Genomic DNA, 12,709 nt, shown 5'->3' with positions numbered 1-12,709 from the left:
CGGTCCGAAGTGTTCAATTGTGATGCGCGCCGCCATCGTTGCACTAGACTTAGGGATGCGTGCGAAGATCCGCGTTATCAATCGTTCGCCTGTGCCATGTGTGCAAGCTCCATCGCAAATACCAGATGCTCAGCACGTTCGAGCCGTCAAGCCCTTCTGTAAGGTCAGGTAATTCATGAACAAGGTCTATCCCGACGCCAAGTCGGCGCTCGACGGCATTCTGAAAGACAACATGATGATCATGTCGGGGGGCTTCGGCCTCTGCGGCATCGCCGAATCGCTGTCGGATGCGATCCGCGACTCCGGCGTGAAGGGTCTGACGGTCGTCTCGAACAATGCCGGCGTCGACGGCATCGGACTCTCTCGTCTGCTGGAGACCCGCCAGATCAAGAAGATGATCTCGTCCTATGTCGGCGAGAACAAGCTGTTCGCCCAGCAATTCCTCGCCGGCGAGCTGGAACTCGAATTCAACCCCCAGGGCACGCTGGCCGAGCGCATCCGCGCCGGCGGCGCCGGCATCCCGGCCTTCTACACCAAGACCGGCGTCGGCACCCTGATCGCCGAAGGCAAGGAAGTAAAGGAGTTCGACGGCGAGAAGTATCTGATGGAGCGTGGCCTGTTCGCCGACCTCGCCATCGTGCACGCCTGGAAGGGCGACACCGCCGGCAACCTGATCTATCGCAAGACCGCGCGCAATTTTAACCCGATGATGGCGACCGCCGCGAAGATCACGGTGGCCGAGGTCGAGCACCTGGTTCCAGCCGGTGAACTCAACCCCGATCACATCCACACGCCCGGCATTTTCGTGAAGCGCATCGTCGAGGTCGGCACGGCCAAGAAGCGCATCGAATTCCGCAACACCCGTCCGCGGCCCGCGGCTTAACTCGCAACCCCTTTAGGAGAGTCATATGGCCTGGACCCGTGAACAGATGGCCGCTCGTGCCGCCAAGGAGTTGCGCGACGGTTATTACGTCAATCTCGGCATCGGCATCCCGACGCTGGTCTCGAACTACATTCCTGACGGCGTCGACGTCAGCCTGCAGAGCGAGAACGGCATGCTCGGCATGGGCCCGTTCCCCTATGAGGACGAGGTGGACGCCGATCTCATCAACGCCGGCAAGCAGACCGTGAGCGAGCTGCCGTCGACCTCGTATTTCTCGAGCGCGGATTCCTTCGGCATGATCCGCGGCGGCCACATGGATCTGTCGATCCTCGGCGCCATGCAGGTGGCCCAGAACGGCGATCTCGCCAACTGGATGATCCCCGGCAAGATGGTCAAGGGCATGGGCGGCGCGATGGACCTCGTCGCCGGCGTCAAGCGCGTCGTCGTGGTGATGGAGCATTCGGCCAAGGACGGCCCGAAGCTGTTGAAGAAGTGCAACCTGCCGCTGACCGGCGAGCGCGTCGTCGACATGGTCGTCACCGATCTCGCCGTCTTCACCATCGACAAGCACGGCAATGGCGGCATGGCGCTGATCGAGCTGGCCGACGGCGTCTCGCTCGACGAGGTCAAGGCCAAGACCGAAGCCGAATTCCGCGTTGCGCTGAAGAACACGTAGGGCTTCGAGAACGGGGTGCGCATGACGATACGGTCTGCGCGTCCGTAAGATGCCGCTTTCATCGCAAAGACCATCTTGGCATAAATGCGTGGTCTCTGTCCGCGCAGCGGTTGGATGTCGCGCGCAGCTAGACGAGACTGGATGCGAGATATGTCGTGAGCTATTGCTTCGTGCGGCCCAGATCATTAGGAAGAGCTTTGCGTCAAGATCGACAAGTGGGCAGTTGTGGCGGCGACAATCATTGGTCAACCAGAGTTCGCTCCACTCCTCGACCTGTTTTTGAGCAGAGCGTTCGCAGTCACGTGCGCTGGTGTCACACCGACCAGGAGGATCGGTCGCACCGTCGGTATTGATCAAGAATACTTGTGCATCCGGATCAAGACCAATTTTGGCACGCAAGTCTGAATTGGAAGCAACCTTCAGTAACGCTGCGAGACCAGCACCACCACTTTCGCCTGCGACAACTGCCAGATCGCTATCAGTCGGATTTGCCAGACGTTTCATCGCGCTGATCGCGTCATCGTCGTCGACGGTCATGAAGGCGTCTACTGTACACGAAAGTACACGCCAAGCGATAAGCGAAGGCTCGTAACATGAGGCATTGCCATCACGGTCGATTGCGTATGAGCCACCTTCACAGGACGCCCTACTCGTGCGCTTTCAAAAAGACACGCTGCACGCGAGGGGTCGACAACAACGAAGAAAGCACGGTCATGGTCCAGCAAAATCGAGAGGTGTCCGGCAACGGCAGCGGCAATTCCATCTACACCTGACTGAACGAAAGCATGAGGGACGTTCAGGCAACTGACGCAGGGCATCGCTGAGGAGGGCAGTGTAGCGCTGCATTACCAGGCCCGGATGCGCTCCTAGCCGGGTCCACGAGGTATCAGATACCAATGTCCAACTCGGTCCTGCCGCAACTCGGGTAGTCGCGGCTACAGAATCATCATAGTTGCCATCGACGCGATTCATCTGTGCGCCAATCGAGCAATGGCGGCCATGCGTTCATCACTCACGCCTGAATGAACGAAGATGGCGCATCGTGCGCCGACGCGTCTGGTGCTCCAACGAGCACCGTGCTCGTAATTTTTCGGCAGCGCCGTTGATGTTTGCGCCGACCTTGAGAAGCTCACTCTCTGCGTGTTCTGCTGCAGCCGCCCGGGCCTCGCTAGCGAATGTGAGCGTGCAACCTGAGATGTGGCGTTCTATCAACTTGGCGCTAAGACGCTCCTCCAACGCGGTAAGTTGGCGGGCACCCGTCGCATGGTTGAGCCGCAAACCGCTTCGAGGCTTTCCGGATCTGCCCGGCACGCGCGACTTCCAGGAACATCCGAACCCGTTCCGAATCCATTAACAAACACCTTGCACGGAGCAGAGCGCGACGGCTGATCCGTGAGCTTAATTGCAGTTCATAGCACCGGAGATCAAGCATTCGATGAAGGAGCGGAGCCTCGCGTTCCGAATGCCGTCGGGAGCTTGAAGGCAAGTAGCCAGATTCTGTCAACTTCAGACGTGCAGCGACCGAACAGCTAAGCAGGGCCTTCGGTCAGCACAGCGTCAGACGCTATTGCCGACAAGAAACGAGAAGCATTGTACGCGCTTAGCCGTAATCCTATTTGTGCTGAGTCGACGTTCTGCAGAATCGCTCCGGAGGGGGGCTTCGATACCGCTATTGGGGATGGCCGTCCCAAGATCATCTCGAGCGCTTCAGGATGTAGGCAGCCGGATCTGATGTCGTTGAGCTTGCAGCGCGCGATGATCGACGCGAGCCGGGCCCAGTTTTCAGCGCCGAGTTCATAACCGGTGAAGAGAGCATTTCTTTCCGGTCGGGCAGAACTGAACGGATGACTTTCTCGACTGGATTCGTGTCAAGCTGGACGTGCCCGTCTCGGATGGAAGCGGGTCAATCCTTGCCGTGATTGAGAGCTTAGCAGATTCCTCGGCGAGCGTCGATTCGCGGGAGATCATCATCGTAAAATGTGCCGCAGCGTCTCTCCATGCTTGCGCGCCACTTCCGAACCTAGGCACGGGTAGTAGACTTCCGGCCATCCGAGCTCTCTCGATCCGAACGCACGCGGGCGGGACGGCACCTGATGAGCTGAGCCGCCCCTCCATAGAATGCTGCCTACAATGTATGACGCTGGTATTCCAAAAAAACATTACGGGGTGGAATACATCATAGCAGCGGCTTTAAACGCAGGATTCATTCACCATTTGGCGCCTGATTGCAGGAACCACAAACGGCCCACTGCTAAACTTAAGAAGACGCAGGTCAAAAAGGGTTGACCGTTAAGAGTTTCTGTTTTCAAGAGACGGGCCGCAGTATGACCGATCAATTCCTGTCCGTTCTCGGCGGGCGCGATAGCTCCGAAGCTGCCGCTCTCAAACAGGCGTCTGCTACACGTCCAAAGCTGCACCGTCCTGGTGCGGTGCGTTCCAACACGCGGCCTTTCGTCCGAAACGCGATTCTCGCAAGCGCTTCTCTTCAAGGACTCGCGGTAATAGGAGAATACCTTGAGCCGGTCGTTCTGAGAGAACGCACGGTACTGCAAGAGCCCAAAAGGCCCCTTGACCATATCTACTTCATAGAGTCCGGTCTCATCTCGCTGAGGATCGTCGCAGCGGGAAGCGTCCTTGAAACAGCGGTAATGGGATATCGGGGGGCGGTCGGCGCTTCGCTTTTAGCCGGAGGGCATCTTGCCACCCGTCAATCTGTTGTGCTCGTTCCCGGGAGTGCGCACAGAATTCTTGTGGAGGATTTGCGAGGCGTCCTGTCCGAGTGCTCCGAGCTTCGGGAGCATTTCTTTCGGTACGCTCAAGCGCAGAACTTGCATTGCGCTCAGACCGGATTGTGCGGCGTTCGACACGATCGGGAAAAGCGGCTCGCGTGCTGGCTCTGCTTCGCTAGCGACGCCTTGAATGCTGATGTCCTCCCTATTACACATGACTACCTCTCTTCGATGTTGGGATTGCGTCGCCCTGGTGTAACGGAATCGCTGATTCGATTTGAACAGCAGGGGTTGATTCGAAAGACACGCGGCATGTTGCACATCTGGGACAGGCAGCGCCTCGAGGCAACGGCATGCAGCTGTTACAAGCTGATTTCAGAAGCTTATGCTCCAAGTGAGACCGCAGTGTCTGCTATGGCTAGCGCGTGGGGCGGCGTCGAATCTCACTTCCGAGCCTTGCAGCGGCGGCCGTGAACGAGCACTTGGGCTACTAAACGGGAACCATAGTGCGGCACGGCCACATGCGGAGCCCGAATTCAAGTTGCTCTTGTACGCAGGGCCCGGGCTAGCAGTGTGGAGGCGGACGCCATAGGCGCGATGTGAAGCCCGACATCAGATCAATCGTTTGCTCGAGTACTTCCAGTCCAAGCTCGAAGCGGTGCGGTAGTCCCAATCACCTGCCCGTCAAGATGACGATCGAGCACGTCTGCTGCCAGGCCACTTTTTATCGAAGCGGGAATGGGATGGATGAGGCCGCCCTTGGGGGAAGGCGAGCTGCATGCATAATAATAGCGCCGCAGCAAGCATGACCATGATGTATTGCCTCCTCGCTATACTTATAAGACGGCTGGGCCCGTTCAGCCTGCTGGGCCGCTCCGAGCACGAATGTGTTGAATGCGACGGCCTCTTTGAACGATTTAATCATTGCACATTTGCTCATGTACACCTGAAGCACACTTCGGCTGATTGAAGAATAGAATGTCCTTCGGCCGCGCTGCGGTGAGTTGCGGGCTCCGCAACTCACGATCAGTGCAACTGATCCAATTGCTTGGACATTGCTCCCTACAGTTGAGATCCAGGAACGACTCGCTGCGTTTCCGTCTGCATGGCAGCTGCCAATTCGACGGTTCGTATCCCAAGCAGACGGAACCGACAATGATGACGCGCAGACTCGGACGGCGACATTCACGTAATCGCGTCAAGTGAGCGACTCTCACATTCAGTAGCTTCATCACTAAGGCGGACCGGAGGCGTGGCTCACGAACAGCAATTGCACTGACCGCGCCTAAGATGACTGATGCGTACGAAAAGTACGATTACGAGTCGCCGCGGTACATATCGTACCCTTCTGAGGCGATTACATCACGTTGGCTCAAAGCACACTAGCTTCTGTCCGCTTTGTACAAAGTTTTCGCGCCGCTGACTAACGCAATCTGTCAACTTGTTCATGCGAGCGGCGGAATGGTCCGCGCCGCGACCTCGCCGGTCCAATTTATCGGTGATGTTCGAGGAAGGCCCTGTAGGTCGAGAATGATTGGGGGCAAAGGCGGCTAATCTCCGCTGAAGCGAGACTAGCCCGTCTTGGGTAAGCAACTGGAGGGTTTTTTATGAAGATGGCGAAGAGCCTCTTTCTGGGTTCGGCGGCGGGTGTGATCGCAATGGGCGGAGCGCAGGCCGCCGACCTTCCCATGAAGGCCAAGGCGATCGAATACGTGAAGATCTGTTCTCTGTATGGTGCTGGCTTCTACTACATTCCTGGTAGCGATACCTGTATCAAGCTCGGTGGCTACGTGCGTGCCACAACCGTCCTGGGCTCAAATGGCATCTGGGGAGCCGCGACCAGCGGCGTCGCTGCCGCGCACAACCGTCTGAGCAATTACTACACAAGCCAATCCCGCGCTGACCTCAACATGGATACCCGTACCGCGACTGAGTATGGTCTCCTTCGTACGTACGCTGAGCTCGCGTTCACCTGGACTGCTGGCGGCTACGGCGGTGCCGGCACGGCAGCCATCAATGGCTCAACGGCCTATAGCGGAAGCAATCCCGCAGGAAGCGGTAGCGGCATGATCTCCGGTGGTTCGCTCTCCGTCTACTACGCATTCATACAGTTCGCCGGCTTCACCTTCGGTAGAGCACAGTCGAATTTCTCTTCACCTTGGACCAACTATCCTGCAAACGGCTTCGACGGCTTGCCGGGCGGCGGCGGGTGGGAGGCTGTCAATCAGTTTGCCTATACGGCGGACTTTGGGCAAGGCATCACGGCTAGCTTCTCGGCCGAGGAGCAGGTCGTTCGAAATACTACAAACATCTGGAACGTGAGCGGAGCGACGGCCACGGGCCTTGCCGCTGGCACCTATGGTGCGGGCGACATCGGTGGTTCGCGGTCTCCCGATCTCGTCGCCATGCTGCGTGTCGACCAGGCGTGGGGACTTTTCCAGGCGTCAGTGGCCGCGCATAATAATCACGCTGGCTATTACGGAGCCGATGAGACGACGGGGCATCCAAGCGACAAGTGGGGCTGGGCTGGCCAGCTCGCGTTGTCGATTAAGAATATCCCCACGGGTCCCGGTGATACGATCAACATCCAGGGCGTCTATACAAATGGCGCAACCGGTTACAACTTCCAACCGTATAGTCCCTATACCTTCGCGATGTACAGCGGTACGGGGCTCGCTGGTGCTTACCAGAGCGTCGGTATTTCCGGCCTCTCGGACTCGGTCTTCGTTGCAGGTGCGAGCCAACAGCTGACTACGAGCTACGGCTTCAACGGCGGCTACACCCACAACTGGAACCCGTACTGGAATTCGTCAATTTTCGGCGGTTGGGGTGCTGTTCGGTACAACAGCACGGCGAAGAGCTACATCTGCGGCGCATTCGTCGCAACTCTTGCATTGTCGAGTGGCATGGCTGGCTGCAACCCTGACTTCAACTATGCGGTGATTGGCGTGGCCACCCGCTGGACGCCCGTTAAGAATCTGACCTTCTCGACCGAGGTTGCATACGCCATGCTTGATCAGAAGTACGCGAGCGGAAGCACAGTGACCTTGCCGTTGCAGTCGGGTGTCGCCAAGCCGGGCGCAGTGTACGAACTGAAGGACCAACACAGTCTTCAGATGATGTTGCGTGTTCATCGTAACTGGTGAGTTTCATTATCTTAGCAGAAGGAGACAACAGAGGCTCAAATACATTTAGGTAGACCTCCAAGAGGCCTCCGGCATGCCCGCCGGGGGCCTTTCTATTCGCAGTACTTCGCAGACCACATTTCGATCGACTTCGCCTTCACAAGACCCGGCGCACGAAACGATGTACAGCCTCGCGCCGATGCCGACGAGAGCCGAATAGTAGATACGGAGGCGACTTGGTCCGAAGGCGAGCGGACCCATGAGCGGGAAAGCTCATCGCCCGGCGCGGCGTGCGTTCTGATAGACGAGAATCCATTCTTTCAGCACATGAGAATCTTGAGGGTTCTGTGAGGTCGCGGGGCAGACTTAAGCCGCGCGCGCTGTCGTAGCGTGCGACCTCATAGAAGCCGGATTGAACGAAGCCGCGGAGTTGCCGTGCTATGGCGATAGTGCAGCAGGTGCAGTTGCGGAGAAGGTGCGCCTGTGCTCGGCGCGCGCCGACGAGACATTGAGCAGGTGTGAGCGGCCCGATTGATCGGGCAGTGGGCGCGATGCCACGAGGGATTTGTTGCGCCGGGATGCGCGGCCGAACGATTGGCGGGGTGAGCGGTGACGAGCGCGGCCACGGCGACATCGGACGTTGCCGCCGAGAAGGTGATCCCGGAAGGGGTGGATGGTGCAGGCGCTGGTCATGACGTGTCACAACGAAACGGATGGTCACGGGCGCAGGCTCGCGGGACGACATCGACGCGTCGCATGGTGCCGCCACAATGCGGACAGACGGGGATCTCACATTTGGTGAGGGGATCGTCGCCGGCTTCTTGATCAGTCGGAGCGTTGCGGACGGCAAGGAGTTGACGGCAGAGGACGATTTTATCGTTGCGCCCGCCATTGGCGAGGAAGCCATAGTGGCGGATGCGGTGGAAGCCGTCCGGCAGGGTATGCAGGAGAAAGCGACGAATGAACTCATCGGCATTAAGCGTCATCACTTTGGCTTTACGATTCTGCCGATAGTCCTTCCAGGCAAAGCTCACCTTGCCGTCGGCAAGCGAGATCAGCCGACTGTTGGCGATGGCGACGCGATGCGTATAGCGGCCGAGATAAGCCAGCACCTGTTCGGGCCCGCCGAATGGCGGCTTGGCATAGACGACCCAGTCTGTCCGTCGAAGTTGAGCGAGGCGCTCGGCGAATGCGGCGGGATCGGCGAGATGGACGAGATCGCCAAAGAAGCCCAACTGGCCAGCCGCGAAGGCAGCTTGCAGCTCTTGCAGAAACAGACGGCGGAACAGCCGGGAGAGGACGCGCACCGGCAGGAAGAAGCCGGGCCGGCAAGCGACCCAGTGTGTGCCGTCGAGCGAAGGTCCACCACCAGGCACGACGCAGTGGATATGCGGATGGTGTTGCAGCGTCTGGCCCCAGGTATGGAGGACGGAGGTCACACCGAGCTGAGCGCCGAGATGCTTGGGGTCGGCCGCGATGGTGGTGAGCGTCTCGGCCGCGCAGCGGAACAGAATGGCATAGACCACCGCCTTGTTCTGGAAAGCAATCTCTCTGGCCGGCGCCGGCAAGGTGAAGACGACGTGGAAGTATGGCACGGGAAGGAGTTCGGCTTGTCGCTCGGCAAGCCATTGCGCGCGCGCCGCGCCCTGGCACTTCGGGCAATGCCGATTGCGACAGGTAATGGGCGACGCCCATTACCTGCCTTATGGGCAAAGCCGGTAATGGGGAGCTGGCGGCAACTTGATCGCGCTCCTGCACTAATCACCGCCAGCCCCGCTCTCCATTACGAGGTACGCCTGAGGAGTTCTATCAGCTTGTCGGTGGGCTGGAAGACGCCGCGCCGCAGGTGGGGCGGCACGATCGCCTCCATCGCATCGAGCTTCTCGGTCGGATCGCCGCGCGTGTAGACCTCGGTGGTCGTCAGCGTAGCGTGGCCCAGCCATAGCGACACCTTCCGGATGTCCCCAGTCGCTTGCAGGACGACCATCGCGCAGGTGTGCCTGAGCACATGGGGCGAGACGCGTTTCTTGGCGAGACCGGGCTGCTTGCGAGCCGCAGTCGCGGCGTGCTGCCTGAGCAGATAGGCAAAGCCCCATCGGCTCAGCGGCTCACCACGGGCATTGACGAACACCTCAGGTGTCGCGACCTGCCCACGGATGGCGAGCCAGGCGCGCAGTGCAGCGGCCGCCGGCTTCCACAACGGCAGGGTCCGCTCCCGGCGTCCCTTGCCGAGCACGAGGATGCTCATCGAAGGCAGGTCGATGTCATCGACCTTGAGGCCCGTCAGCTCGGAGACGCGCAGCCCTGCGCAGACGGCCACGTGCAGCATTGCGCGGTCGCGGATGCCATCGCGTGTCGCCGGATCGGGAGCGTCGAGCACGGCTTGGAGCTCTTCGCGCAGAAGGTAGGGCACCAGGCGCGTGTCAGTTTTCTTGAACGGGATCGCCAGTACACGGCGGATCTGCTCGAGCGCTGCCGGCTGCCGGTACTCGAGGAAGCGGAAGAACGACTTGATCGCCGCCAGGCGAACGTTGCGCGTCACGGCCGCGTTTTTGCGCTGGTCCTCAAGATGCTCGAGGAAGGCGCAGACGAGCCCGGCATCGATCTGCTCGAGCGTCAGCGCCGATGGTTTGACCTTGAGCCGGTCGGCGGCGAACACGAACAGCAGCTGGAAGCTCGAGGCATAGGAGTCGCTCGTGTGCCGGCTGGCGCCCCGCTGGCAAGCTAGTGTGTCGCGCAGGAACGTCTCGATGAGGGGAGCGATCGGCGTCATGCTGACCTCCCTTCGGACATGAACGCTTCGCCGGCCGTGGCGACATCGCGCAAGAGGTCGGGCGTGGCCTCGAGATACCAGTAGGTCGCATAGATGTTGACGTGACCCATGTAGGTCGCGAGTGCCGCCATGTGCGCCCCGCAGCGGCCTCGGCCGGTAGGACTGCCTTGCAGCGCGCGCACCGCAAACGCGTGCCGCAGATCGTGCAGGCGAGGACAGTGATCCGACCTCGATCTGATGCCAGCCTTGTCGACCAGCCTATCGAAGGTTTCCTTGACGGCGATGTAGCGCAGCGGCCGACCGCGCTGGTCGATGAACATCGGATCATCGTCCGAGCCGGGCCCGCGACGTGCCAAGTATCGCTGCAAGCCGGCGGCTGCCGTGTCGTGCAGCGGCACCAGTCGCGTCTTGCGGAACTTGGTCTCGCGGATCAGCAGACCGTCGCGGGTCACGTCAGCGATCGTCAGCTTCAGGGCTTCGGAGATCCTGAGCCCGGTGGCTGAGAGCAGCGCGATCAAGGTCGCTTGCGTGTGCGGGCGCAAGCCGCGCATTGGCCGAAGCCGCAGCGCAGCTTCAACCAGCCGACTGATCTCGTCTGTCGTGTAGATGTGCGGCGTGCGACGCTTCTTGCGGGCGCCGAAGTGATTTGCCGGCGGCAGCTCGTGCCCCACGTCCTCCACCCGGACGTGGCGTACGAAGCGACAGACGGCTCTGAGCCGTGCATCGCGTTGCGCGACGGATGGTCCGAGCGCGGCCCAGTCGATCGCTGTTTTTGTCTCGACGTACGTTTGTCCGCGCTCGGCCGCGAAGGCGGCAAAGCTCTTCAGCAGGTACTCCGCGGTCGACATCGCGAAGCCCGTGGCGCGGCGGAGCGCGAGATAGGTCTCGATGGCGTCGAGCATCAGAGCGCCTCCGGCCAGGTCTGAGCAACCTGCTTCAGCAGCGCGACGTCGACCTTTGCGTAATAGGCCGTCGTGTCGATGCCGCGATGCCGAAGGACGAGTCCGATCTTGTCGAGCGGCACGCCATGGCGCAGCATCTCGGTCGCCGCGGTGTGCCGCAGAGCGTGGGCCCCTTTGACCGGCGCCACGATGTCGGCCCGCTTCATGATGCGCTTCACCACCGACGAGATGCCGTCGCCTCGTCGGAATGGCCGGCACGGCGCGATCGTGCGCAGGAACAAGAGATCGCTCCGGCGGGTAGACGGCCGGCATTCGAGGTAGGCGGCGATCGCATCCCCGACGTCTTGCGGCAGCGGCAGCCGGACCTCGTAGCGCGACTTGCCGCAGACCCGCAGCGACCCTGTTTGCCACTCGATATCGGTGAGGCGCAGTTGCGCCACGTCACCGGCCCGCAGGCCGAGGCGCACCAACAAAAGAACGATCGCACGATCACGCCGGCGCGCGCCGGCGTCGCCGTCACAGGCAGCGATCAGCCGGTAGACCTGCTCGGTCGACAGATACCGGGGCATGTCGGCAAGCTGCCAATGAGCGTAGGCCGGAACGGCGCCATCGAGACCTGCCTGACAACGGCCTGCGACTGCGAGATACCGCAGGAAAGCCCGCAGGCTCGTCGTCATCTTCTCGATCGTGCCACTCCCGCTATTGCTCGCGCGCTCCAGGACGTAGCTGCGGACATCGTTCGGCCTCCAGCCGGCCGGGTCAGATCGAAGCTCCATCATAAGGCCCGCGGCGACGTGGGCGTAGAGCCTGACGGTGGGATCGGATGCGCCGCGATGCTTGCGCAGCCACGTCTTGAAGTCGGCGACCAGCTGCGGCTCGGCGGATGCTGGCCCCACGGCCGCGGACCGGCAAACGCCGCGCTCGACGAGGTGCCGACGAAAGAGCCTGGCACCGTAGATGGTGTGGTGGTTGCGCCGGCCGCCTTTGGCGCGTGGACACCGGCAGGTGCGCAGGTGCTCGCCGAACGCGGCGAGATCAACGTCCGTTAGGCCCGCGCCTTGCTCGGCCATAACATGACCGATGTGAGCCGCCGCTCGCAAATAGCGTACCGCTGTCTCGGGGCCATAGCCCTGTCGCTCCAGTGCCGCTGCAAACCCGTCAAGGTAAGGCCCGCTCGGCCCACTGCGCAGATGCCCCAGCATCTTCGCTGCCGAGAAGTACGTCTCCAACATGTCCATCTCCGTATGTGACCGGCCATCAGTGGCCGACCCAACGGGGCCGCACGGGCGACTTGTAATGGAGAGCTCGAGAGCGGCAATACACAGGAAAATACGGTGATCGCGATTGGCAGCTCCCCATTACCGGCTTTGCCCATAAGGCAGGAGTTGTAGGCAATCCGTGTGGCGCCGCAGTCATCGCACTGCTCGACGTGGCCGCCGAGCACAGCCGTCCGGCATGCCGTGATCGCGCCCATGACGCGCCGCTCGACGCGGCCCAAATGCTCGGCACGGGCTTGCCGAAATGCTTCGCCGTAGTGGCGGAAGATATCCGCCACTTCCAGAACCGGAGCCATCAGGTCCGCTCAGCCGGGCGGCACGACCTCCAGGCGGAGCCGGTCAAG

At 60.8% G+C, this 12,709-nt stretch carries 7 protein-coding genes and 2 pseudogenes; 4 read left to right on the top strand and 5 right to left on the bottom strand.

Annotation, left to right across the window (positions count from 1 at the left end; all coding sequences use genetic code 11):
• The first annotated feature begins 175 nt into the window (after positions 1 to 175).
• The 4 genes from XH98_RS21090 to XH98_RS21070 all read left to right on the top strand — a co-directional run bounded on the left by XH98_RS21090 (position 176) and on the right by XH98_RS21070 (position 7,434).
• Complete coding sequence (locus XH98_RS21090; protein WP_271619774.1) at positions 176 to 883, top strand: CoA transferase subunit A; 708 nt, start codon at positions 176 to 178, stop codon at positions 881 to 883.
• Between the two features lie 25 nt (positions 884 to 908).
• Positions 909 to 1,559, top strand: coding sequence for a 3-oxoacid CoA-transferase subunit B (locus XH98_RS21085; protein WP_128917807.1), 651 nt, complete (start codon positions 909 to 911; stop codon positions 1,557 to 1,559).
• Positions 1,560 to 3,883: 2,324 nt separating this feature from the next.
• The gene (locus XH98_RS40935) at positions 3,884 to 4,762 is read left to right on the top strand and encodes a Crp/Fnr family transcriptional regulator (RefSeq protein WP_333932487.1); all 879 of its coding nucleotides are present in this window, start codon (positions 3,884 to 3,886) and stop codon (positions 4,760 to 4,762) included.
• Between the two features lie 1,133 nt (positions 4,763 to 5,895).
• A complete protein-coding gene (locus XH98_RS21070; RefSeq protein WP_271619773.1) occupies positions 5,896 to 7,434 on the top strand; it encodes a porin in 1,539 nt (512 codons plus the stop codon).
• Between the two features lie 668 nt (positions 7,435 to 8,102).
• On the opposite strand, the pseudogene XH98_RS21065 reads toward XH98_RS21070, so the two are convergent.
• The 5 genes and pseudogenes from XH98_RS21065 to XH98_RS41175 all read right to left on the bottom strand — a co-directional run.
• Positions 8,103 to 9,092 (bottom strand): annotated as a pseudogene (locus tag XH98_RS21065) (IS91 family transposase); the annotation flags it as partial.
• Positions 9,093 to 9,196: 104 nt separating this feature from the next.
• Entirely contained in the window at positions 9,197 to 10,186 is a 990-nt protein-coding gene (locus XH98_RS21060; RefSeq protein ID WP_271619772.1) for a tyrosine-type recombinase/integrase, read from the bottom strand.
• A complete protein-coding gene (locus XH98_RS21055) occupies positions 10,183 to 11,088 on the bottom strand; it encodes a tyrosine-type recombinase/integrase (RefSeq protein WP_271619771.1) in 906 nt (301 codons plus the stop codon). Before XH98_RS21055 ends, XH98_RS21060 begins: the two co-directional genes overlap by 4 nt.
• Positions 11,088 to 12,158, bottom strand: coding sequence for a tyrosine-type recombinase/integrase (locus XH98_RS21050; RefSeq protein ID WP_271598471.1), 1,071 nt, complete (start codon positions 12,156 to 12,158; stop codon positions 11,088 to 11,090). Before XH98_RS21050 ends, XH98_RS21055 begins: the two co-directional genes overlap by 1 nt.
• Before the next feature lie 308 nt (positions 12,159 to 12,466).
• Positions 12,467 to 12,661: pseudogene (locus tag XH98_RS41175) on the bottom strand (transposase zinc-binding domain-containing protein); the annotation flags it as partial.
• Positions 12,662 to 12,709 lie beyond the last annotated feature (48 nt).

This window comes from Bradyrhizobium sp. CCBAU 51745 (assembly GCF_028128715.1).
Classification (GTDB): Bacteria; Pseudomonadota; Alphaproteobacteria; order Rhizobiales; family Xanthobacteraceae; genus Bradyrhizobium; species Bradyrhizobium manausense.
This window is presented reverse-complemented; position numbering and strand designations above follow the sequence as displayed.

What these genes read in the sequence shown, in the direction of transcription:
- XH98_RS21090 (WP_271619774.1), top strand. Translation starts at nt 176, where the DNA reads ATGAACAAGGTCTATCCCGACGCCAAGTCGGCGCTCGACGGCATTCTG.
- XH98_RS21085 (WP_128917807.1), top strand. Translation starts at nt 909, where the DNA reads ATGGCCTGGACCCGTGAACAGATGGCCGCTCGTGCCGCCAAGGAGTTG.
- XH98_RS40935 (WP_333932487.1), top strand. Translation starts at nt 3,884, where the DNA reads ATGACCGATCAATTCCTGTCCGTTCTCGGCGGGCGCGATAGCTCCGAA.
- XH98_RS21070 (WP_271619773.1), top strand. Translation starts at nt 5,896, where the DNA reads ATGAAGATGGCGAAGAGCCTCTTTCTGGGTTCGGCGGCGGGTGTGATC.
- XH98_RS21060 (WP_271619772.1), bottom strand. Translation starts at nt 10,186, where the DNA reads ATGACGCCGATCGCTCCCCTCATCGAGACGTTCCTGCGCGACACACTA.
- XH98_RS21055 (WP_271619771.1), bottom strand. Translation starts at nt 11,088, where the DNA reads ATGCTCGACGCCATCGAGACCTATCTCGCGCTCCGCCGCGCCACGGGC.
- XH98_RS21050 (WP_271598471.1), bottom strand. Translation starts at nt 12,158, where the DNA reads ATGGCCGAGCAAGGCGCGGGCCTAACGGACGTTGATCTCGCCGCGTTC.